This is a genomic window from Amycolatopsis sp. VS8301801F10 (assembly GCF_046195355.1).
Lineage (GTDB): Bacteria > Actinomycetota > Actinomycetes > Mycobacteriales > Pseudonocardiaceae > Amycolatopsis.
Genome location: NZ_CP176065.1, coordinates 4527345 through 4547207, shown reverse-complemented (window position 1 = coordinate 4547207; position 19863 = coordinate 4527345). Strand labels below are relative to the sequence as shown.

38 protein-coding genes are annotated in these 19863 nt (G+C 68.8%); 2 read left to right on the top strand and 36 right to left on the bottom strand.

The features are described from left to right. Positions 1 to 48 precede the first annotated feature (48 nt). From F9C11_RS21800 to F9C11_RS21720, 17 genes are all read right to left on the bottom strand, one after another. Positions 49 to 636, bottom strand: a complete 588-nt coding sequence (locus F9C11_RS21800; protein WP_409186727.1) for a hypothetical protein — start codon at positions 634 to 636, stop codon at positions 49 to 51. A 92-nt stretch (positions 637 to 728) separates the two neighbouring features. Next, positions 729 to 1199, bottom strand: coding sequence for a hypothetical protein (locus F9C11_RS21795; protein WP_409186726.1), 471 nt, complete (start codon positions 1197 to 1199; stop codon positions 729 to 731). A gap of 14 nt (positions 1200 to 1213) precedes the next feature. Continuing rightward, positions 1214 to 1465 (bottom strand): hypothetical protein, encoded by a 252-nt coding sequence (locus tag F9C11_RS21790; protein ID WP_409186725.1) that lies wholly within the window; start codon positions 1463 to 1465, stop codon positions 1214 to 1216. 3 nt (positions 1466 to 1468) lie between these two features. Further along, a complete protein-coding gene (locus tag F9C11_RS21785; RefSeq protein ID WP_409186724.1) occupies positions 1469 to 1798 on the bottom strand; it encodes a hypothetical protein in 330 nt (109 codons plus the stop codon). Between the two features lie 4 nt (positions 1799 to 1802). After that, positions 1803 to 2222, bottom strand: a complete 420-nt coding sequence (locus F9C11_RS21780; protein ID WP_409186723.1) for a hypothetical protein — start codon at positions 2220 to 2222, stop codon at positions 1803 to 1805. Beyond that, positions 2219 to 2680, bottom strand: coding sequence for an HNH endonuclease signature motif containing protein (locus F9C11_RS21775; RefSeq protein WP_409186722.1), 462 nt, complete (start codon positions 2678 to 2680; stop codon positions 2219 to 2221). Before F9C11_RS21775 ends, F9C11_RS21780 begins: the two co-directional genes overlap by 4 nt. Positions 2681 to 2738: 58 nt before the next feature. After that, a complete protein-coding gene (locus F9C11_RS21770) occupies positions 2739 to 3110 on the bottom strand; it encodes a hypothetical protein (RefSeq protein WP_409186721.1) in 372 nt (123 codons plus the stop codon). Positions 3111 to 3127: 17 nt separating this feature from the next. Next, positions 3128 to 3529 carry a DUF6093 family protein gene (locus tag F9C11_RS21765; protein ID WP_409186720.1) on the bottom strand — a complete coding sequence of 134 codons (402 nt, stop codon included), beginning with the start codon at positions 3527 to 3529 and terminating at the stop codon, positions 3128 to 3130. Next, on the bottom strand, positions 3529 to 4104 hold the full coding sequence (locus F9C11_RS21760; protein ID WP_409186719.1) for a hypothetical protein: 576 nt from the start codon (positions 4102 to 4104) through the stop codon (positions 3529 to 3531). The genes F9C11_RS21765 and F9C11_RS21760 overlap by 1 nt, the downstream gene beginning before the upstream one ends. Before the next feature lie 19 nt (positions 4105 to 4123). Then, on the bottom strand, positions 4124 to 4447 hold the full coding sequence (locus tag F9C11_RS21755; RefSeq protein WP_409186718.1) for a hypothetical protein: 324 nt from the start codon (positions 4445 to 4447) through the stop codon (positions 4124 to 4126). A gap of 34 nt (positions 4448 to 4481) precedes the next feature. After that, positions 4482 to 5675 (bottom strand): DUF5309 family protein, encoded by a 1194-nt coding sequence (locus F9C11_RS21750; RefSeq protein ID WP_409186717.1) that lies wholly within the window; start codon positions 5673 to 5675, stop codon positions 4482 to 4484. 42 nt (positions 5676 to 5717) lie between these two features. After that, positions 5718 to 6473: a hypothetical protein gene (locus F9C11_RS21745; protein ID WP_409186716.1), complete on the bottom strand. Its 756-nt coding sequence runs from the start codon at positions 6471 to 6473 to the stop codon at positions 5718 to 5720. 40 nt (positions 6474 to 6513) lie between these two features. Continuing rightward, complete coding sequence (locus F9C11_RS21740) at positions 6514 to 7497, bottom strand: hypothetical protein (RefSeq protein ID WP_409186715.1); 984 nt, start codon at positions 7495 to 7497, stop codon at positions 6514 to 6516. Further along, positions 7484 to 8974: a phage portal protein gene (locus F9C11_RS21735; protein WP_409186714.1), complete on the bottom strand. Its 1491-nt coding sequence runs from the start codon at positions 8972 to 8974 to the stop codon at positions 7484 to 7486. Before F9C11_RS21735 ends, F9C11_RS21740 begins: the two co-directional genes overlap by 14 nt. Then, positions 8971 to 10578, bottom strand: coding sequence for a terminase (locus F9C11_RS21730; protein ID WP_409186713.1), 1608 nt, complete (start codon positions 10576 to 10578; stop codon positions 8971 to 8973). Before F9C11_RS21730 ends, F9C11_RS21735 begins: the two co-directional genes overlap by 4 nt. A gap of 1 nt (position 10579) precedes the next feature. Next, a complete protein-coding gene (locus F9C11_RS21725) occupies positions 10580 to 11053 on the bottom strand; it encodes a hypothetical protein (RefSeq protein ID WP_409186712.1) in 474 nt (157 codons plus the stop codon). Positions 11054 to 11858: 805 nt separating this feature from the next. Beyond that, positions 11859 to 12182: a hypothetical protein gene (locus F9C11_RS21720; RefSeq protein WP_409186711.1), complete on the bottom strand. Its 324-nt coding sequence runs from the start codon at positions 12180 to 12182 to the stop codon at positions 11859 to 11861. A 73-nt stretch (positions 12183 to 12255) separates the two neighbouring features. Between F9C11_RS21720 and F9C11_RS21715 the strand changes: the two genes are divergently transcribed. Together F9C11_RS21715 and F9C11_RS21710 are read left to right on the top strand one after the other, a co-directional pair. Next, complete coding sequence (locus F9C11_RS21715; RefSeq protein ID WP_409186710.1) at positions 12256 to 12513, top strand: hypothetical protein; 258 nt, start codon at positions 12256 to 12258, stop codon at positions 12511 to 12513. Continuing rightward, positions 12513 to 13046 (top strand): MerR, encoded by a 534-nt coding sequence (locus tag F9C11_RS21710; protein WP_409186709.1) that lies wholly within the window; start codon positions 12513 to 12515, stop codon positions 13044 to 13046. Before F9C11_RS21715 ends, F9C11_RS21710 begins: the two co-directional genes overlap by 1 nt. A gap of 121 nt (positions 13047 to 13167) precedes the next feature. Here the strand turns inward: F9C11_RS21710 and F9C11_RS21705 are convergent, their stop codons facing one another. The 19 genes from F9C11_RS21705 to F9C11_RS21615 are packed head-to-tail and all read right to left on the bottom strand — an operon-like array spanning position 13168 to position 19801. Next, entirely contained in the window at positions 13168 to 13371 is a 204-nt protein-coding gene (locus tag F9C11_RS21705; protein WP_409186708.1) for a hypothetical protein, read from the bottom strand. Further along, complete coding sequence (locus tag F9C11_RS21700) at positions 13368 to 13661, bottom strand: hypothetical protein (RefSeq protein WP_409186707.1); 294 nt, start codon at positions 13659 to 13661, stop codon at positions 13368 to 13370. The genes F9C11_RS21705 and F9C11_RS21700 overlap by 4 nt, the downstream gene beginning before the upstream one ends. Before the next feature lie 32 nt (positions 13662 to 13693). Next, positions 13694 to 14092 (bottom strand): hypothetical protein, encoded by a 399-nt coding sequence (locus tag F9C11_RS21695; protein WP_409186706.1) that lies wholly within the window; start codon positions 14090 to 14092, stop codon positions 13694 to 13696. Next, positions 14089 to 14406 carry a hypothetical protein gene (locus F9C11_RS21690; RefSeq protein ID WP_409186705.1) on the bottom strand — a complete coding sequence of 106 codons (318 nt, stop codon included), beginning with the start codon at positions 14404 to 14406 and terminating at the stop codon, positions 14089 to 14091. Before F9C11_RS21690 ends, F9C11_RS21695 begins: the two co-directional genes overlap by 4 nt. Further along, positions 14403 to 14576, bottom strand: a complete 174-nt coding sequence (locus tag F9C11_RS21685; protein ID WP_409186704.1) for a hypothetical protein — start codon at positions 14574 to 14576, stop codon at positions 14403 to 14405. The genes F9C11_RS21690 and F9C11_RS21685 overlap by 4 nt, the downstream gene beginning before the upstream one ends. Further along, on the bottom strand, positions 14576 to 15031 hold the full coding sequence (locus F9C11_RS21680; protein ID WP_409186703.1) for a DUF6221 family protein: 456 nt from the start codon (positions 15029 to 15031) through the stop codon (positions 14576 to 14578). Before F9C11_RS21680 ends, F9C11_RS21685 begins: the two co-directional genes overlap by 1 nt. Then, positions 15031 to 15549: a hypothetical protein gene (locus F9C11_RS21675; protein ID WP_409186702.1), complete on the bottom strand. Its 519-nt coding sequence runs from the start codon at positions 15547 to 15549 to the stop codon at positions 15031 to 15033. The genes F9C11_RS21680 and F9C11_RS21675 overlap by 1 nt, the downstream gene beginning before the upstream one ends. Further along, the gene (locus F9C11_RS21670) at positions 15546 to 15854 is read right to left on the bottom strand and encodes a hypothetical protein (RefSeq protein ID WP_409186701.1); all 309 of its coding nucleotides are present in this window, start codon (positions 15852 to 15854) and stop codon (positions 15546 to 15548) included. The genes F9C11_RS21675 and F9C11_RS21670 overlap by 4 nt, the downstream gene beginning before the upstream one ends. Further along, positions 15851 to 16531 carry a hypothetical protein gene (locus F9C11_RS21665; protein ID WP_409186700.1) on the bottom strand — a complete coding sequence of 227 codons (681 nt, stop codon included), beginning with the start codon at positions 16529 to 16531 and terminating at the stop codon, positions 15851 to 15853. The genes F9C11_RS21670 and F9C11_RS21665 overlap by 4 nt, the downstream gene beginning before the upstream one ends. Further along, positions 16528 to 16761: a hypothetical protein gene (locus tag F9C11_RS21660; protein WP_409186699.1), complete on the bottom strand. Its 234-nt coding sequence runs from the start codon at positions 16759 to 16761 to the stop codon at positions 16528 to 16530. Before F9C11_RS21660 ends, F9C11_RS21665 begins: the two co-directional genes overlap by 4 nt. Next, positions 16758 to 17024 carry a hypothetical protein gene (locus F9C11_RS21655; protein WP_409186698.1) on the bottom strand — a complete coding sequence of 89 codons (267 nt, stop codon included), beginning with the start codon at positions 17022 to 17024 and terminating at the stop codon, positions 16758 to 16760. Before F9C11_RS21655 ends, F9C11_RS21660 begins: the two co-directional genes overlap by 4 nt. Next, positions 17021 to 17239 (bottom strand): hypothetical protein, encoded by a 219-nt coding sequence (locus F9C11_RS21650; RefSeq protein ID WP_409186697.1) that lies wholly within the window; start codon positions 17237 to 17239, stop codon positions 17021 to 17023. The genes F9C11_RS21655 and F9C11_RS21650 overlap by 4 nt, the downstream gene beginning before the upstream one ends. Beyond that, positions 17236 to 17550 (bottom strand): hypothetical protein, encoded by a 315-nt coding sequence (locus F9C11_RS21645; RefSeq protein ID WP_409186696.1) that lies wholly within the window; start codon positions 17548 to 17550, stop codon positions 17236 to 17238. The genes F9C11_RS21650 and F9C11_RS21645 overlap by 4 nt, the downstream gene beginning before the upstream one ends. After that, the gene (locus F9C11_RS21640; RefSeq protein WP_409186695.1) at positions 17547 to 18050 is read right to left on the bottom strand and encodes a hypothetical protein; all 504 of its coding nucleotides are present in this window, start codon (positions 18048 to 18050) and stop codon (positions 17547 to 17549) included. Before F9C11_RS21640 ends, F9C11_RS21645 begins: the two co-directional genes overlap by 4 nt. Beyond that, positions 18043 to 18228 (bottom strand): hypothetical protein, encoded by a 186-nt coding sequence (locus F9C11_RS21635; protein ID WP_409186694.1) that lies wholly within the window; start codon positions 18226 to 18228, stop codon positions 18043 to 18045. Before F9C11_RS21635 ends, F9C11_RS21640 begins: the two co-directional genes overlap by 8 nt. Positions 18229 to 18261: 33 nt before the next feature. Beyond that, positions 18262 to 18471 carry a hypothetical protein gene (locus F9C11_RS21630; RefSeq protein WP_409186693.1) on the bottom strand — a complete coding sequence of 70 codons (210 nt, stop codon included), beginning with the start codon at positions 18469 to 18471 and terminating at the stop codon, positions 18262 to 18264. Then, positions 18464 to 19372: a hypothetical protein gene (locus F9C11_RS21625; protein WP_409186692.1), complete on the bottom strand. Its 909-nt coding sequence runs from the start codon at positions 19370 to 19372 to the stop codon at positions 18464 to 18466. Before F9C11_RS21625 ends, F9C11_RS21630 begins: the two co-directional genes overlap by 8 nt. Continuing rightward, complete coding sequence (locus tag F9C11_RS21620) at positions 19365 to 19580, bottom strand: hypothetical protein (protein ID WP_409186691.1); 216 nt, start codon at positions 19578 to 19580, stop codon at positions 19365 to 19367. The genes F9C11_RS21625 and F9C11_RS21620 overlap by 8 nt, the downstream gene beginning before the upstream one ends. After that, positions 19577 to 19801, bottom strand: coding sequence for a hypothetical protein (locus F9C11_RS21615; protein WP_409186690.1), 225 nt, complete (start codon positions 19799 to 19801; stop codon positions 19577 to 19579). Before F9C11_RS21615 ends, F9C11_RS21620 begins: the two co-directional genes overlap by 4 nt. Between the last annotated feature and the right edge of the window lie 62 nt (positions 19802 to 19863).

Genomic DNA, 19863 nt, shown 5'->3' with positions numbered 1-19863 from the left:
TGGTGACCGCGCGGAGCAGCCGCCCGTTGCTGTCGTACTCGTATTCCGTTAGCTCTTGGGCTTCTTCGCCCGCGAAGCGCGACGGGGAGACCCCGAGTCGGATTGCTGCCGCGACTTCTCGCCGGTGCCGGGCGTCACCTGCGATGCGGCTCGGCTGAAAACCACGCCGTCCCGGTCCACGCGGCTGAGCGACCACGCGGCGTTCTGCAGGTTTTCGTACTGGTTGTCGGTGATGACGTCGACCAGCTTGTCGAACTGCTCGACGGTCATCTCCGGTTCGACCATCTCCGCCAGGATCAGCGCGGGAACGAACGTCTCGAGGTTCATCCCCATGGCCAGATCCCCGGGAGTGTCCGGCCGCGGCGGATGCTCGGCGACGAGCTTCATCCACGGTTCGTGCGTGAGCCCACGCAATCGAACCTGCAGTGTGTGCTTGGCGATCTCCGCTTCAAGGGCCTGCAGATCGTCGGCGAGCTTCTTTTCTTCCGCGGTCGGCGCGAGTGTCGCCCGGCCGAGACGTTGCCTCGCCAGCTCAGCATCAAGCTGTTCGAACCGCTTCCGCAGATCCGGGCGCAGGCACAAGGGCACGACTTCTTCGGGCAGCGTCGCGGAAGCGATCAGGGCGTCGATGTCCACGGTGGGTCTCCTCGACTCAAAGGGTGTTGTCTCGACTCAGGAAAGGGGTAGGCCGGGCCGCCCGGGAGTCGAGTACCGGGCGGCCCGGGGTCTCAGGCGACGACGGCGTCGAGGTTGGGAGCGCCGGTGTTGTAGCCCTGGCTCATGAACTTTTCGACGCCGTTCGCTTCGGGCTTCTGCGGCCGGCGGGCACCGAACTTCACCGGGTACACCTCGACCTTGTCGCCGGTGGCGAACGCGGTGTCGTGCGCGACGCCGCGCCGCACTACGACGTACCCGGTGAGGTCGCGCTGCAGCAGCGTCCATGCCACGTCCTCGGCCGGGACGTCCTTGCGGACGCAGGTCAGCTGGATCGTGGTCTTGGACCGGCCCGGCTGCTCGGCGTCGACGGTGTCGCAGAGTTTCGACGCCTGCACCGCGGACTCGTCGGTGGAGATGTCGAGCCCGTCGGCCATGATCAGGCACTCCAGGGAGGTGCCCGCGGTCAGTTCGGCGGTGGTGGGTGCTGCGATGTTCGCGATCGACGGCACGAAGCTGACTTTGTTGCGGCCGTCAGAGAGCATGTCGCCCAATGGGATCACTCCTTCTTGTCGGCCGACGACCCGCCGGCCGGGGTGTTCTTGGTTTCCCGCGGCGACTCGCTCGCGGTGTCGGTGCTCGACTCGTCGGCCCCGGCGGGCGGGGCGAATGCGGCGGGTTTCGGTTTGTCGGGCACGGGCCCGTCTGCCTCGACCCACCCGGGGCACATCCCGGCCTCGAGGGCGGCCTTCGGCAGCGCGGCGACCGCGCCGGTCTCGTCGCAGCGGGCACGCACGAATGTCGCTGCCATGGCTCAGACCCGGACCGCAGAGAGCGTGACCGACGCGGACGAGGACACCGTCACGGACACGGTGCCGTCGCTGCCCGCGAGATCAGCGGGGAGCGGGCCGATCGCGCCGAGTTTCCCGGCGCCGATGGAGATCGTGGTGACGTCCGGTTCGGCCTGGCCGTACTTGGTGTTGCCGGGAACGACCACGGTCGCGGTGATCGCGGACGCGCCGCCGTTGTTGACGAGCAGGATCGTCCGGTCGCCCGGCAGAACCTTGTCCGGCCCGGCGGTCGCGGCGGTCGCGGTGAGCACGACACCGCCGATCTGAGCCTGCTGAACGGGAACAGTTGCCATCGGTTCAGTCCTTCCAGGACTCGAATACGTAGGTGTCCACCGCGAAACACGGGTGGCGCTGGGTGGCGGTGTCGGTGACGTCCCGGTCCTCGCGGACGGGGAGGCTGGTTTCTTTCCGGATCGGGTTCAGCGACCGCTGGGGCACGCCCGCCCGGACGCCGAGGACACGGGCCCGGGTCTGGTCGACCACGACCAGCGCCGACGGCACGGTGAGCCCGACCGAGGTGACCTGGAACCGGAACACCGCCTTGTCCGGGACCCGGCAGAGTTTCGTTTCGTCGTCGATCCCGGTGTCCATGTACAGCACCGCGTACGGGAAGCTCGGCTGGGTCGGGACCTGCCCGTCGTAGACGGTGAACGGCGGACTACCTCCCTGCAGCAGACCGAGGACCGCGGCGTGGTGCGCGGAAACTGGGCCGGTCATGCAGCAGCACCTCCCCGCTGTCTCGCGCGGAAGTCGGCTATCCGTTTCCGCCTGCACGTCCGGCACACCCGTTGCGTAGGTGCGTAGTAGGTGTTCTCCGGGGTGAACTCGTGCCCGTTCTTGCAGTGCGTTTTGAGCCCGCGCGCGTCGTAGCCACGGCGCAGGTTCTCCCCGTGTGTCACCGCTTCCAGATGAGCCGGGTTCACGCACGCCCGGTTTCGACACAGGTGGTCGACGTGCCACTTCGGCGGCACCGGACCGACCTGGGTTTCGTAGGAGTAGCGATGCGCGGTGGTGCGCACGCCGTTCTTCCGGCCGCCGTACTCCCACAGGCCGTAGCCGGTGCTGGAGATGAGGTAAGCCGTCCAGACCCAGCATTTCCCGAGGCTGGGATTGTGCTCGGGCACTGGGCCGTTGCGGTCGACCTTGGACCAGAAGCGTTCGTCTACGCTGGGCATGTTCGACTCCAACCAGTCGAGCCGTGCCCCGGGTCTGTTCCAGCAGACGCCGGGGTTTTCAGAGGATGTCTTCCGCCACGTCCGCGATTGCGTCGGCGAACCGCGGGGCTTCTTTGTTGAGCGGCCCGTTGATGTCGAGCACGGGCGCATTTTTCGAGCTGCCAAAGAAAAGTAGGTTCCCGAGCGCGCCCTGGATCAGGTTCTTGTCCGGCCCGATCTCCGCGCCGAGCCCCTGATCGGTGGTGTCGTAGGTGATCGACCGCGGGAAGTGCCGGAACGTCGGGTGTCCCTGCGCGTCCGCGCGCATCCCGTTCTTGACATTCACCGCGCCCTTGGCGACGACCTTCTTGAACTTCGGCAGCGTCTCCTCCGGCACCGCTTCGAGGTCCCGCGCCAGCTGGTCGACTTGCGACATGTCCACGTCGGACACGGGCACCTCCAGAGGGTTCAGCCGGTGATTTCCTCCACCTGGCAGCGGATCGCGGTCTGCAGCGACTTCCGGTCGCCGGAGCGGATCCGGAAGAGGCGGCCGACGTTCGCGGGGTCGCCGGACGCAGTGATCTCCGCGACCAGGCCGGTCACGACCGCCGCCGTGCCCGCGACAGGCAGATGCAGCTCGACCGGGACGACGGCCCACCGGTGCTCGCCCGCGTCAGGATTGCTGGGAAGTGCAGCTTTCTGAGCCTGGATCTTGCATTTCCCGATGTAGACCGGGTCCCCGTACGTCGGCGTCACCTGGCCGGTGTCAGGGTCGGTGGTGTCGCCGGTGACCGGACGGATCCGGCAGGTGTCGAGCATCAGCGCCTCGGCGGCGCGGCGGCCGGCGGCGACGAGGCGCTGGACCCGCATCAGAGCCTCACGTACCCGGCGCGGGCACCGTAGGCGCGTCGCAGCGACTTCGCGAGGTTCGCCGGGACGAGCCCGGAGAGGTCGCTGCTGGCGGCCTGGCCGAACTGCTGGGAGAAGTCGTCGATCGACATGCCGGTCGCGCCGACGGGGTTCGCGAACATCCGCGCCGCGACCGCGAGCACGGCGGACCGGGCGAGCCCGAGGTTCGGGTCGGTGTCCTGGTATCCGTGCGAGTAGGTCGCTTCGACGATCGACGGTTCGCCGGGGCAGGTCGCCCATCCGCAGCGCCGCCACAGCCGCGCACCGAACCGTTTCCAGTCGGTGACGGTGTTCCCGTCGAGTTTCACCGTGCCGACGGCGGTGACCGGGCGTTGCGGCAGCGTGAACCAGGCGTCGGTGTCGCCGAGCAGCTGCACGGTGTCGTCGGCGACGAACACGAGCTGCTGCCGGGCCGCCGCCTGCACCGCGCCGGTCGCGAGCTGCAGCAGCAGCTCGGCTTTCGCATCGGGCAGCGAGGTCGTGTCTTCCTCGAGCAGGGCGCGGAGGTCCGCGGCCGTCGCGAGCATGTCCGCCATGGACCTCCGCCTCCCCCTGCTATTCCTGAGCGACGGCGATCGCGCCGCGGAGGTTGTCCTCGTTGAGGCGCTTGTCGACGGCGATGCCGTGCTCCTCGGCGTAGGCGAGCAGCTGATCCTTGTCCATCGCGGACAAATCCACCTGCCCATCGCCGCCGCCGGTTCCGTCCTCATCGGACGCAGAGACCTCGGCTTGGCCTTCCTGGCCGTCGTCCTCGATGTGGCCGAGCCGGAGCAGCCACTGCAGCTGCTCGTCCGGCACGTCGCCGGGCAGGGTCGCGCCGCGGTGGAAGTCCACCGTGGCGCGACCGCCGCTGTCGGTCACCTGGGTTTCCACGGACACGCGGCCCGTGATCACGCGATGCGCCACGACTGCCTCACTTCAGGTTGAGGATCTTGGCGTGGGCGCGCTCGTTGCCGTACTTGAGCCCGACCTCGCCGTAGATCTGGTTGCGGTCCTTCGCGCCGGTCTTGGCGAGCGGCTCCTGGAAGAAGTGCCCCTTGCCCGGGATGTCCAGGTACACCGGGGAGCACTGCTCCATCGACACGATCGCGACACTGCTCTGCGACATCGCGCGGTCCAGCATCACGTTCAGCGTCCCGAAATCGGTGTCGATCCGGTCGACGGTGACACCGCCGACGTTGCCGACCAGCTCCTTGCGGACGTAGTTGCCCGCGGTGACGTAGGCGTTGGTGATCGCCCGCTTCTGCGCCGACCCGCACAGCAGCGTCGCGGTGGCCTGCTCGCTGAGGCCGCCGTTGTCGTAGGCCATCTGCAGCGTGTCGTCGACCATCGTCTTGGTCAGCGCCACGCCCTTGGAGTAAACGACGGTGCCGTTGGCGGTGATGTCGACCGGAGCGCCGCCCTTGGTGCGCGACACCTTGAAGTCGTTCGCGGTCAAACCGGCCGCGAGGACGTAGTACGCCTGGCCCGCGATCAGCGGGGTCGCGGTGCCGACGCTGGAGAACGTGACCGTGTCGCCCGCCGCGAGACCGTGCGCGGTGAACGTGATCAGGTCCGTGGCCGCGGCCGCCGTCGCCGTCACGGTCACGCCGCCCGCGGCGTCGGTCACGTTCGAGCTGATCGCCGAGAGCAGGCCGCGGGTCTTGCGCGCGGTCGTGTTGTCCGATGGCTTCTGGTAGACGCCGTTGATGAACGACCAGTTGATGTCGCGCACCATCTGCTTGAGCATCTGCTCGGTCTGCCAGTCCAGCTCGTCCAGCACCGGGTTGGACTGGTTGTTGTTCAGCCCGGACTTGCGCTGGTTCGCGGCCTGCTTGGTGTAGGAGACGCCGACGGTCTCCTGGTGGATCTGCAGGATGTTCGTCGCGTTCGCGCGCACTCGGTTCTGCTCGGGCGGCGCGTCCTGGCCTTCCAGCACCGTGTTCTGCGCGGCGTCGCGGAGATCGAAGGTCTCCCACTCGAACTCGTAGTCCGCGGCCTGCCCGCCGCCGCCGCTCAGCCCGCCGATGGCGGAGAAGAACGGCGTGTCGGCCGGGGTCAGCTGGTAGAGGATCCCGGAGTAGTTCGGGAGGTTGTAGCTGGTGCCCAGTGCGGTGATCCCAGACATCTGGGTGTCTCCTTTTCAGTCTGGGCGCACGGAGCGCCCGTGTTACGGCTTGGCGTGGGCGAGCTTCTGGTTCTGCAGCCGCAGAACCGCCTTGACGTCGCCCTTTTTGGTGGCCTCGGCGATCTGCGCGTCGAGGTCCGGCGGAGTGCCGCCCTGCCCGCCCTGGCTCGGGTCCGGCCGCGGCGGGACCTTGCCCCCGGCGGGCGCGGCCGGGAACAGCGCGAGAAGCCGGTCGGCGTGCGCGGCGAGTTCCTCGGCCGTCGAGCCGCGCAGTTCCGCGGCCTGCTCGGGCGTGAGCTTCTTCGCGTTCGCGACCTCGGCGCGCCACCGAGCCTCGCGCTCGGTTTTCAGCTCGGTCTCGTGATTCGCGAGCCGCTCGGTGATCTGCTCGATCTCGGTCTTGCCCGTGGCGGGGTCGCCGGTCGCGCCGAGCACCTCGGCGAGCTTCTGCAGCGGAGCCAGGCCCTCGAGCTTCTTCTCCAGCGCCTTGCGAGCCTCGCGCTCGGCCTGGAGCGCCTTGATCCCGCCCTCGCCGAGGGGTTCGTCCTGCTTCGGGCCCCCGTTTTGCTGCTTAGCCGACGGATCGCCCGTCGGCTGAGGGGCCGGGTTCGTCTGGCCGGGAGGCGGGCCGGGGTTCGGCGGCTCCGGGTTCTGCTGGTTGCCGCCCGCTGGCGGTGTCGGCGGGTTGTCTTCGGCGCCGAAGATCGGCCACACGGGGCGGCCGCCGACGATGCCGACGGCCCGGAGGCCGGTGCGCGGGTGGACGGGAAGGTCGGTGTTCACAAGGGTTTCCTCCATCGCAGAGGGGTTTGCCCGGTCCGCATCGCGCGGTCGGGAGTCACATGAGGTAGCCGTGTTCGCGGAGCAGGCGCACTGCGTCGTCGCGGCTGGTCGCGCGCCGGTACAGCTCTTCGGGCATGAGCCGTTCCCGCCCGCCGAGCCGCTGCCCGGCGAACCCTCGGCGGGTAATGCCTTCCGTGGTGCGGCCTCTCGGGCTCACCACCCGGCCCCGGTGGGTGACCACGGTCCCGTCGGCGCGGGTCTCGACCCGCGACCCGGCGACCTTCATCCCCCGGCGGGCGTTGACGACCTGCGCGAGATCGGCGCCGTCGCGGACCGCCTGCTCGTCCGCTTTGGACAAGCCGCGCACGCGTCCGTCCTCGAACGCGCGCCGCGGGTCGGTGGTGAAGTCGCCGGCGGCGTCCTCGACGGACGGGATGTGGACGCAGTCGCAGTTCGGGTGCCGCTCGAAACCGCTGCTGTAGCGGTAGAACCGGCCCGCGAGGATCACGCAGCGGGGGCACGAGTCCCCGACCAGCATCCGCACGTACCCGATCCGCGGCCGTGCCGCGACCGCGATCCCGTCCGCGACCCGGCCGGCGTCGGCGACCTGGGTCCGCACCGTCATTTCGAGCGACGCCTGCCCGGCCGCGAGCGCCCGATCGAGCCAGATCCGGTCGAACTGGGTCAGCTGAGTGCTGATCGCCCTTTTCGTGGCGATCACCGGGTTCAGCAGCAGCGACGCCAGGTCACGCCCGTCCGACGCGATCCCGGCCAGCGACTCGGCCACCACCTGCCCGGCGGCCGCCGGGTCCAGTCCTTGCGCGGCGAGCATCTCGGACACGTACCGGTCCGCGGTGCGCGCGGCGGCGAGCTGCGCGCCGGTCACGACCACGAGCAGCCGCGCCAGCATCGGAGCCCACGACCCGCTCAGGTTCGCCGGGTCGACCTTCCGCCACAACCGCACGCCCTCCGCCGAGGTCGCACGCACCAACCGCTGCCGCGCGACATAGTGCCGCCGCGCCAGCTCACGCGCCGACACCGGCCGGCTCCGGAGCCTGTCCCGGTTCGAGCGCCGACGGCTGGATGCGGTCCGCGATCACGCTGATCGGGTCCAGCTCGGCCGCCTTGCGGTCAGCCTCCTCGTCTTCCTTCTCCATCCGCCGGATCTGCGCGTCGCTGTAGCGCAAGTCCTCGCGGGTCTGGCGAAGGGTGACAATCGGTTTCTGTCCCGCCGGGGCGGTGTACTTCTTGATCGCCGCGTCCGCCGTCTGCGCGACCGTCGGGGTCGACGGGTCCCGCCACCGGGTCTCCAGCATTCGGTATCTCGGGTCCCACTCGCCCGTCTGGAACCGCTTCACCAGCCGACCGGTGCGCTCGTAGGCGCCGCCGAACGGCGTTTGTTTCCGCTCCGCCCGCTTGATCAGCCGGATCTCGGCGGCCAGCCGGGATTCCGCCGAGGGCGGGTTGTCGGTGGTGAGCCCGAAATAGTCCGGCGGCAGTCCGGACAACGACGACGCGATGCGCGCCAGCGCGTTGATCGATTCGTGGAACCCTGCCAGGTTCGCCGCCGGGAACGCGAACTCTCGCGCCCCGTCGTCGGTGCCGATTGGCACTGTGAGGAACTTCCGCACCAGCATCTGGATCGCGGTCAGCTTGTTGCCCTGCACGTCCTCGAGGTCGTCCGGTCCGACGCCGAAGAACCCGCGTACCGGCAGCGCCGCCGACTCCGCGCCGAGCATCATGTCCGTGGCAATCTTGCAGGCCGCGTCCGAGATCGGAATGATCGGAGCCAGCTCCGACCTCCCGTACCGCGGCGAGATCGGCGTCTGGCTCGTGAGCGTGCGCGCCCCCGACAAGCGGCCACGGTTGATCAGCGACACCACCGGCAGCATGCCGAGCCCGTGGTTGTCGCGGTCGTCTTCCCGCCAGCCGCCGTCGCCCCGCCCATACCAGATCGTCGTATTCGGCAGGTACAGCGATGCCGTCCGCTCCGGCTCGTGCGCGTAAGTGCCGCCCTCTGTCACCCGGCGCAACGCGGCCAACTCCTTGCGGGTGCGCGGGTCGATGTAGGAGAACATCTCCAACGGCGACTCCGCGGTCACCAACGGCGTGTCGGCGTCGTCCTCGTTCGTGCCGACCGTGATGTACGAGCGCTTCATCACCAGGGCGTCCACGCGCCCCATCTGCGACTGCTCGTCCATGTCGTTGGCCTGCCACACCCGCCACAGGTCGGTGTCCTCGCCGTCCTCGTCGGGCAGCCGGAAACCCTCCGGCTCCAGCCGCTCCTCGATCGCATCGGGCACCAGCTGCGGCCACCCGATGATGACCGGGCGGATGTGCTCGCCGACCTCGCGGAAAATCTCCGGGTGCATGTACGCCAGCGGCTGCGTGCCCTCGTAGTACCGGTTGAGCATCTCCAGCTCAGGCAGCTCGGCATCATGCCGCTCCGACAGGAACTGCACCCACTCCTCAGGCGTGTCCGGCAGCGCCAACGCGAACACCCCCTCCGCACTCACATCGCGACCACCTTGCGGCGCTTCTTCTGCCACCCGCCCTTGGCGAGCACGTCGAGCCGGGCCTGCCAGGAAATGCAGCCGGCCATTGCGAGGTCGATGAACTTCTCCGAGTCTGGACGCTCCTTGTAGATCGTCCACAAAGGAGTGTCGTCGTCATCCAGAACGTTCAGGTCGCCACGGCGTGCGTTGCCGATGTGCTCCAACATCCGCTCGTCACCGTTGTTCGTGACCTCGCCGGTGACCTGCGCCGTCTTGTACGCGCGCATCGCCTGCCCGATCTGCTTCGGGCGGTTCGTGTACCACTCGGCGACCTTTTTCTCGCCGTACAGCCCCGACCACTTCGCGACGTTGGCCTCGAACCGCGGCGGGTCGGCGTAGAGCCGGACCACGTTGCGGTCCTTCATGATCTCCGCGAGCGCGCCGTCGACCTGCTCGTCGGTGATCTCCCAATCGTCCGACAGCTCGGTGTTCTCCCACGCCACCAGCGGCCACTGCAGCCCGCTCTCGATGTGCGTCGCAACGAAACCGCACGCGTCACGCCACCGCGCGCCGTCGAACCCGACCACGATCGGATCGTCGTCCGGGAACGTGATCGCCCGCGACAGGTCGCCCCAGCGGACCGGGTTGAACACCTGCCGCGAACTCGCGACCCACCGGTTGAGCCACACCCGCTCGAAATACGCCTTGTCGGTTTTCGGGTTCGTGTACAGCGCCGCGATCGAGTCGATGTCCGCCCACTGCGCGACCGCCGGGCCCGACGCCTCGACGATCGCCGCCCGCAACCCGTCCTCGGTGTCGAGATCGTGCTGTTTCCCGGCCTCCCGGTGGAAGAAAAAGAACTGCGGGTTCTTCGTCTTGCCCCGGCTGATGTCCTCGGCCATCTGCTTCTCGGTCTCGGCCACCGAGCCGTCGCCCGGAGTGCCGGCCGTCGTAGTCGACAACGACCAGGGATCCGCAATGGGCCGCTTCGGGATGTTGGCCGACATCGTCTGGTGCGCCTGCAACAACCGCGCCGTCTTCATCCGGTGCGTCTCGTCGAAATGCTGGAACGTCGTCCGCGCACCGTCCCGGCTGTCCGGTGCAGCGGCGAGCGCGACCGCCTTCCCCGAGCCGTCGATGCGCGTGATCCGCTCGAGCGCCGCGTCGAACAGGTAAGCGTGGTCGCCTTCCTCGCACATCACCTTCAGAGCGGCGTACGCCAGTTCCTCGGTCTGCTCCTCGGTGTAGGCGACCATCGGGATGTACGGATCGCGGACCGGCCGCCCGACCGGCCGCCCGTACGCGTCGAACCCGTCGCACCGCACCGGCCCCTCGGGGTGCAGCTCGGCCCACGCGATCCACGCCGCTTTCTCGGTCTTCGCGGTGCCCTTCCGCAGCGACCAGCAGACCTGCTTGAACCGCCGTTTGCCCGCCTTCGGGTGCCCTTGCGGGTACACCTCGTACGCCCGGTAGTACAGCGCCCGCGTCTCGTCGTCGATCACCGCAGGATCGCCCCGAAGGTCGCCGGGGCCGAACGTCGCGCCGTCCTCGATCAGGTCACAGATCTGCGGGCCGAGCGTCGGCCAGGGCTCTTCGTCGAACGGCGGGACGATCAGCCCCGCCACGCTACGTCGCCAGTTTCAGCAAATCCCGCGGATCCGGCTTCGGCTCCTTCGGAGCCTGCTCCTTGCGCGCCGCCCGCCGGCGCGCGCCGGAGTCCTGCGCCTCGTCGACCCGCTCGATCTCCCACTGCAGCCGCCGCCGGTCGATCGGCGTCAGCCCGAAACCCTGCCGCTGCAGCCGGATCTCCGCCGCCAGCGCCGTGGACGGGTTGCGCCAGAAGTCGTCCACCAGAACCGCGAGCAGATACAGCCCGTGGCTGTCAGCCTTCTCGAACTCCGGCGCCATCGGCGACGCCCAGATGTCCGCCCACCACGCGAGCGTCATCTCGTGCCACTCGACGGTGACCTCGACTCCGTCCTCCGACCGGTGCAGCCGTTCGGGCAGCTTCGGCATCTTCACGTTGTGCACCCGCGTCAGGGTCGCCCTGGTCGCGGTCTTGTTTCGGCGAGCCGGGTTCTGCTTCGGGACCGGGGGCATCGCGCCCTCCAAGCGTCAGGGCCGCGGCATCGCGCCGCCGCCCGATTTCCTTGATCGAAAACCTGGGGGATCCGTACAGCCAGAAAACTGCCTCCCCAGCGGTCCGGGGAAGATCCACTCAGGGGGTATCCCCCCAGGGGGTATCAGGTGCCGGTGATCGCCTTTCCGCGAGCGCATGATCATCCGTTGGCAACCAACCATGATCGTCACCGCGCGTTCCAGCCTCCTGGCTGCGCCTCAGCTGTGTGCTTGCTATGGCATGAGGCACAGAGCCCTCGGCCATGACGCCGGTCGTTCGGGTCCTCGCCGCGGAGCACCAGCGTCCGCCTGTCGACCGGGTGATGGTCAGCGTGGACTGATGGTTCGCGTCGGCACAGCACGCAGATCGGGTCGCGGGCCAGCACCTGCCGGCGGAACCGGGTCTCGTGCTGGTGGTCGTAGCCGCGGTCGCGTGCGCTGCCTCGACGCTGCTCGGCTGTGCGCTGGTGTTCGGTGCAGCGGCCGGTGCCTGGTGGTACCAGCTCGGGGCACCCGGTGGCGCTGCACGGCTTGAGGGCACGGGGCATCAGGTGCCGCCGTTCTGCTGGAGGTACTCGATTCAGCGGGGTGCCATCCGCGTCCGTGCTCGTGGACGAGCTGTGGGCCGATGGCTCTACCCGACTCAGCCAGGCAGCCCCGGGTACGAGAACGGCCCCGCCGGTCTGCGCCTGGCGGGGCCGTGGTGTTCATGGGGCGGTGGGCATAGCTCACGCCCGAGGTAAGCGTGACACACGTGATCACCTGGGGCAATCACCGGGGGTTCGGATCAGGATGACGTGTCGCGCTCGAGCTTGATGAGTTCGTGATCCTTGACGCACCGGCCGCCGCATGCGGTGGCGTTGATTAGGTCCAGTGCTTCTTTCGCCTTCGCCAGGTCGTCGTGCAGCGCGACCGACACCACCTGTCGCACAGCCGATTCGGAGCAACGGCTGACAGTGGCGTACTGGCCCTCGCCACTGATCCACGCAGCCTGGGGCCACATGCAGGCCGCAAGAGTTCGCCAGGTCCGGTGCTTCGCGCTGCAGTTGTGCTTCCTGTAGATCTTGGGGCTCATCGGATTGCCCTTTCTCGGATCGCCGATGTGAGTCATTCAAGACGTTACCCCAGATCAGCGCGTCTAGTTAGCTTGACGGTTGCATGTCTAGCTGACTAGACTTACCATCATGGTGAACAAGCGGATGAAGGCCCAGGCGGCACTGAAGCTGGCCCGCGCCGCCGCCCGGCGCAACGACTACACGATCGACGAGTTGCCCGGACGCGGCAAGGGATCGCACCGCATGTTCGTCGTACTCAACAGCGAGCAGAACATCGTCGGTCGGTTCACGCTGACGAGCCACTCCCGGGACATCTCGATCGGCGTGCTCCGCTCGATCGAGGACGGACTGTCTCACCTGTTCGGCGCGAAGTGGATGGAGAAGTGATGGCGTACCCGACGTTCACGGTCACCGTGACCCGCGAAGACAACCTGTGGGTCGCGGTGGTGACCGACGGCTTGGAGCCGGGAGTAGTGGGCGCGGCCGACTTCGAGCGCTTCGCCGAGATCGACCCGGAGATGCGGGAGATCATCTCCGACCTGACCGGGCTCGGCGAAGGCGAGTTCCACGTCGCGTGGCACTACGACATCGGCGGCGAGGAAGGCTCCCGGCTTGTCGACGAATACCGCCAGGCGGAAGAAGTCGCTGCCGAGATGGCCGAGTGGCGCGACACGGCCCGGGGCAATCTGATCACCGCACTGCGCGGCAAGCTCTCGGAGCGCGCGATCGCCGACCTGCTCGGGATCTCGCACCAGCGTGTGAACCAGATCAAGAACTCTCCGGTCGGCGATGTCGACCTGGTCCAGGTGCAGGGCCGGCTTGAATCCTCGCTGAACGTGGTGCGGCTGCTGGCCGAGGACGCGCCTCCGGCCGCTCCGCCGCGGACTCGGCGGAAGGCTTCCCGGCGCGTGCGGGCGTAGCCGCCGCGCTACTTAACGATGAGCGCGTCGATCTTGTCGAAGCAACTGGTGCAGAGGATGCCGCCCGGACCGGCAGGCTTCTTGCCGCACTTGCTGCACTGCTTCGGGGTGGGGTCGTCGCTCATGCCGGGATCTTCGCATCCCGGCGGTCGAGGTAGTCGAGGATCTCCCTGAGGTTGTAGCCGCCGTCACCTCGGGTGATGTGGCCGCGGCGCACCCACTGGCGGAGGGTCGCGGGGGTGATGCGGTAGCGGTCGTCGCCGGCGCGGTCCGCTTCCTGGTGGAGCAGCAGCACGACGTCGGCGGCGCGGGCCCGGCCGGTCACGACCGGGCCCGTTCGGCCTGCCGTCGCTGCCATGCCGCATCGACGAGTTTGCGGCGGCGTTCCCGGTCGTCGGCGATCGCGCGGGACAGCGGGCCGGGTACGCGTTCGGCGACGTGGTCGCCGGGTTGTGCGCCGTAGCCGATGTACCGGTCGAGCCACCAATCCCGCTGGGCTTCGGTGGTGGCGAAGTCGGATATCTGGCTGCACGGGCTGAGGCGTTCGACGAGGTGGTCGTCGCGGGGGCTGAGCCGCCACAGCCATTCCGAATCGTCATGCCGCAAGTCGCTCACATGTTCGACTGTAGGTAGCGTGACAGCGGTCGTCAACGACCCCAAAGGCGGCGCGTGGTGCCGGGGCGGACCGGGGCCATGATGTCGCGGGCGAGGGCAAGGTTCTCGTGCATCTGGTTGACCGCGTCCCGCATCGTCTTGAGCGTTCGCCGTGACGGAGTCGGCCATGTCGAACTGGGAGGAACCGCCGGGAGCCGCGAAGGATGGCGAAGACCGAGACGTCGCGCTGTGCCTCGGCGAATCGGCAAGGTCTCCAACGCGGTTGGTGAGCATGCCCAATGATCGTCGGCCCAGTCCTCGACCACGGGTTCGCTGCCGGTCGTGTACGCCTGGCAGCTCCAGCAGGTGCCTTCGTACCAGCCGGGCGAGCGGACGCTGTCGGTGTCCTCAAAGATGGTCACCCACGGTGGACAGTGGGTGTAGACGCTCACGGACGGCTCCTCTCGACCACTGCCTGCCGGGCGCCGCACCGGCACGTCTGCCAGTCGAACGGCTCGCACAGCTTGCGGTGGCTGATCCACTCGTGGACGTGCTCGACCCACACGACCTCGGGGACCTGGCGCGCGGACAGGCCGAACACCAGGCTCACCTCCTCGCGTGTCCAGCCGAAGAAGGGCGGGCAGTCGTAAGTGACGCCGTCAGACTGTTTCGTCCATGTGTTGCCGTAGTCGTCGTGCAGGGTGGCAGGGGGCGAGACGATGGCCTCGGCACCAGGCAGCGAGGGCGGGAGGCCGAGCATGTTCACGGCTTCCCCTCGAGGTCTACCTGCTGCACGACCTGGATCATCCGCTGCCTGCCTTCTCGTGTCATGCGCGCGACGATGTCCGGGAACCGTGCGATGGCGCGCTGCCAACCGATTCCGATGCCGATCCACAGCGCGGCGAGGACGATGATCAAAACGAGCCACCAGGGCATCACGGCTTCCACTCCTGTCGGTAGTCCGGGTGACCGGCGTACGGAAGAGCTAGCAGGCGGAGGGTCGGGCACGGCAACGGCACCGTGAAGTCGCCCTGCCAAGGCTCACGACAGACTCGACAGATCACGTTGTCGTCGCCGGGCTCTGCGTGCTCGTCGATGATCTTCCGCTTGGCGTCGACCTCGGCGAGCACGCGGGCCGGGTCATGGCGGGCGACGTGATGCCCGCAATGCTCGGACATCTCCCGCGTGTACCGGCCTGGCGTATCTGCCTTCCAGAGGCATTCGTCCCACACCCCCGGCACCTGGCCCTCCGTGAAGACGAACCCCCTATCAGCCTCCCATACCGAACCGGTCTTGACCGGGCCATGCCACAGCAAGCCGTCGGCCGCAGCCTTCGCGATCTGCTCGTCGATGTCGATCTGTGCGCGGAGGAACGTGATCAGGTCATCCATCAGGGCAGCTTCCTCTCTGCAGCCTCGCTGATGCCGGAGTCCAGGGCGTCGCTCCAGTCGGTCGGGCAGGTGTAGCAGTCGGGCCGGCCGCAACGCCAGCCGTCTTCGCGGCGCTCCCACGCGATCGTGCCATCACGCCGGAGGTACTGCGTGCCGACGGGCGGCTCCGGCGGGTTGTCCGGGTAGAACTCGGCGGCATCCTTGAGCCGTTTCTCGGCGGCCTCGGCGCGGGCTTGCCAGTACGCGACCTCCCGCTCCAGCTGGCTCGCCGCGGCCGACACTGTGCCGCCGGTGCCGCGCTTCGCGAGTGCGGCGTTGCGGGCATCGTTCGACCCTCCGTCGACCGGGACGCACAAGTCCGCGATCCAGCTCAGGTCGCCGCCGTCCGGCTGGACGATGTGGACGGTGGGCCGGTCGGCGTAGGCGTACACATAGCCAGTGGCGTGCACGCCGCTGCCGGTCGCGTAGCGGGCCTCCACCCGCTGGCCGTCGCGCACCCACTTCGAGTAGTCGTTCACGATGCCGTCTCCTCGGTGGCCGTGTGCGGCGGCCACGGTGCTTGAAGCGGGACCGTGGCGTGCTCCCGGGCCGCCTGGTCGCCGTCCATGACGAGCTGGCGGTCCTTGCCGAGGACGAACCTCTCGAACGTGATCTGACCGTCCGACACGGTGACGGCGGACGGCACGGGGACGTCGCGCGGGTCGATGCCGTGCGCTTTGACGAAGTCCAGCATGGTCTCCCGTGGCACGGGGGTGACGGTCGTGACCATGAAGACATCGTCGCCGATGCTGCGGTCGGGGTGGTCGATCTTGTAGTCGGTCACGCTGAAACTCCTTGCGCTGCTTCGAGACGGACGAGGTCGAGCCCGTCGTAGGTGCGGCGGCAGGCGCGGCATTGGGCGGATTTGCCGATGCCGCCCCAGAACACCTGGCCGTCGCAGGTGACGGTGAGGCAGCCGGCGATCGGTTTGCCGGGCTTGTCGTGGGCGAGGTCCTGTGCCTGCCGGTGGATTTCGCTGAGGTCGCCGACGGCGTCGTCGATCCAGGACTGGCCGCCGAGCCACCAGGCGTTCGCGCGGATGTAGTCGGCGTCCGCGGTGATGGTGCCGCCGGGGCGGGATTCGTCGCGTTCGTCGGCGATCGCGTCCGCGATGTAGGCGAGACGGCCCGGGATCGAGGCGACCCAGCTGCCCGCGTCGTCCGGGCGGCGGGTGACCGCGTCGCCGTGCTCGTCCACGTCGCCGGGCAGCGAACGCGGGTCGAGGGCGGCGATCACGTCGTCCCGCGCCGGGGACGCCGAGCCGTAGCCGGGTGACATGCGGCCGGTTTGGCCGCGCATCGGCGCGACCATCGCTGGCAGTACCAGGGTGGCGTAGACGGCGATCTCGCGGACGATCCGGATCAACCGGTTCACGCAGTCGTTGCACGCGTACAGGACGCTGCTCGTGTCCTTCTGGCGGCAGACACGGCATTTGCCGACAGCGACGGGTTCGGTGGTCACAGAACCTCCACAGGCCAAGGGGTGATCGGGTACTGCTGGCTGCGCCGAGGACCGGCCGGTGTCTCGGTGCGCTCGATCTGGCCGCCCGCATAGCCGGGGCCGGCGAGGGTCCGGTGCGCTGCCTCGCGGGTCTTGTGCGGGCCGGATGTCGTCGGGCCGGTGAAGCCGTAGCCGGGGCGGTCGACCATCCATCCGTCGCGTCCCTTGTAGACGCGCGGCTTCGGTTTCACCGGAACACCGCCGCGATCTCGGCGATCCAGCCGCGGCGGCGAACGGGCGGTGCCGGGTCCTTCCAATCCACGGTGACTGCGGGCCGGTCGACGACCGGCGGCGGGCTGGGTATACCGATCCCGCCGGGTCGGTAGCCGATGTCGATCGTGAATCCGAAGTTGTCCCGAGCGATCGGGGCGTGCTGCAGGCAGACCTCGATGCCGTTGAGCGCGAAGTTCGGGCACTCGCCGTCGTTGGTGTTGCTGCACAAGGGTTGCTTCACGCTGTCCTCCTTGGGATGTCGCGGTCGTCGGGTCGCAGGTGCCCGTAGTGCCAGCCGACGTGCTGGTGCGGGCACGGGTAGGCGTTCAGGACGTGGCCGGGGTGATGGCGTTTCGCCGCGCGACGAGCTGCCCGCCGCGACGGCCAGGTCTTCTTCTCGCACCTGGTGCACCAGGTGAACGCTTTGTCGCTGTAGTCCAGGGCGCGGGCGGTCATGGCGCGGCCTTGAGTGCGTCTCGGACGCGTTCGAGGCTGGTGACGTGCAGGTCCCAGATCGCGTCACGCAGCTCTTCCTTGATCACTTCGATGGCCTTCTCGATGCGGGCGAGGGCAGCGTCGCGTGACCTCACGGCCGGGTGCTTCCACGAATCGGGCGGCAGCAGCGAGTACTCCGCGATCACGCGGCCGACGCCCGTCGACCCGCGGTTCACGCGGAACCGCGACACCTGTCCGACGGCGAGTTCGGGGCGGATCGCGAGCAGCGTCAGGTTGATCTCGGCCTCGGTGCCCTCGATGCGCAGCCTCACCGGTCCTCCTCGCCGCGGAGGATGCGGGCGATCCGGCGTTCGTCGTCCGTGCCACCGCACGCGGCGAGCGCCTTTTTGATGCGGGCCTGCAATTGGTCCCGCTCGGCGGTCAGCTTCGCGATCTCGCGTGTCCAGTCGTCCATGACGCGCCTGCCGATCTCGGCGAGCTTGTCGTCCTCGCTGTCGGCCGCCGGCTGGTGTTCCGCCGCCGACTCGACTGGCGGCGGTTTCTGCTCGTACAGCGCACGTCGCTGTCTCTCGCTCCAACCCGCGTAGGGGTCGTCCTCGCGGTGTTCCACCACCTGACCGTGGGCGTGGTCGAACAGGAATTTTAGTGCCCGGCTGTCTCCGTCGATGCTGCGCGACGCGAGGACGTACGCCCGGTCCTGTGTGCAGGTCAGCCGGGTGCCCTCGTCGTTCTCCACCATGTCGACGTGGCTCGGCACGGTCCAGCCGAGCAGGGTGCGCGGGGCGGGCACGGGGGGTGTCTGGTCACTCATGGTCGGGGCTCCCATCGGGGCCGCCGCGAAGGTCGTTCCAGACCTCGCGGGTCAGCGGTGTCTCGGTGTACCGCTTCGTGTCGGTGTGCACCCACGCGTCGAGACCGAGACCGCATCGGCAGAAGCCGGGGTCGCGCTCATCCGCGTCACTGGGATGACGACCGGTGTAGTCAGCCATGGTCGGGGCTCCCCTCACGGACACGGCGGGCGGTCATCGCGCGCCGTCTTTCGCCCACTGGGCGATCTGTTCGCTGGTCGGTTCGAGCCAGAATCGCGTGCCGTGCGGGCAGATGAACGAGTTCTCGCCGTAGGGACTCTGGACGATCGGCGGTTCGGTCGAGACGGTGGCGTCCACGCCGAGCTTGGCCATGCCGTCGATGAGGAACTGGCGGCAGTCTTTGTGGTTCGCGGACTCAGCCACGGCTGTCCTCCTCGTCTTCTGGTTCGTCGATGTCGGGGTCCATGTCGTAGGCGGACCGCTCGGCGTACGCTTCCGCAGCTGCGGTTTCCTGTGCTGCGGCGAGGGCTTCTTCGTTGTCGGTGCATTCGCGGGCCCACGCATCAGCGGCAGCCAAGGACGGCTGGCCACTCTCTGTGGTGGTGCGCTCGACGATCTGGCGCGGGACTGCGCGGATGGTGCCGAGCCAGCCGTAGACGACCTCCATCGCGCGGCGTGCCCGCAGCTCGGAGTAGGGCGTGTCGTCGTCCTCTTCGGACACGGGGTGCACCAAGTTGACGGCGTCGGACATCTCCTGGAGCGCACCGACCGGAAGCGTGCATTGCTCGATCGCCGCGCAGATCTCCTCGAGCTTCGCCCGGTCGGCCGCCGACTCCGCGCGAGCTTCCTTGCACAACTCGATGGCCTGAGCGAGCCGTTCTTCCGCCAGCTTCGCGCGGCGCTGGTGGTCGCCCCGATGCCCGATCCGATCGGATTCGCCCAGCACGACCGCGAGCGCTTCCCTGCGCACGCTGGCCGCGTCCTGGCCGCCTTCGAGCAGCACCACACGGACCTGATCAAGGCGGTCCTCGGCCTCCTTCTTCCGCTCCGCGAGCAGCGCCACCTCTCCGGCCAGCCCCATGCCCGCGCCGTCCTCGACGTTCGGGCCGAGCGCATCGTCGAGGATTCGATCGACGTTGAACCGGATCTTCTCGGCGTCCCGCAGCTTCGCCTCTGCGGCATCAGCGCGGGCGGTTGCGTCCTTCAACTGCTGCAGGGCGTAGGACAGCTCCATCTGATGGTGCTCACCAGCAATCGCCGCTCGGATTGCCGTTTCCTGGCCCGCATTCGGCCGCTCGCTGGCGTTCCCGGGCTGGTCAGGCATCTGATGTCCCTTCGGGGTTTCGGGGCTCCTGGCGGAGCTGGTCGGCGTCGAGAGTGGCGCGGCGCAACAGGTTCGGGGCGAGGTGCGGTTTGCACACGAGGCACGGGACGGCGGGGTCGGCGTCGCGGTCGAGCCATCCGTTGCGGCAGCGCGGGTCGTGGCCGTCCTCGTCGATCGGTTCGCCGGTGCGGTCGAGGCACCCGCTCACGACGACCCGCCTCGCCAGGCGTCGACCGCGTCGGTGACGAGCGCGATCCGCCGCGGCCCCATGCCGGACAGCTGCGACAGCGTCGAGCTGGACACGGTCGCGCGGTGCTCGTCGACCAGCTGCGCGACCGCTTCGGCGGTGTCGTGGCCGGCGGCCCGCAGAGGCGCGGTCTGGTGGAACGTGAGGCCGTGCTGGTGCAGCACGGTGATCGGGGTGGTCATGAATCCTCCCGGGCGATGTAGCGGGCGTGGTCGAGGGTGTGGTGGTCGCGCAGGTGGCGGTC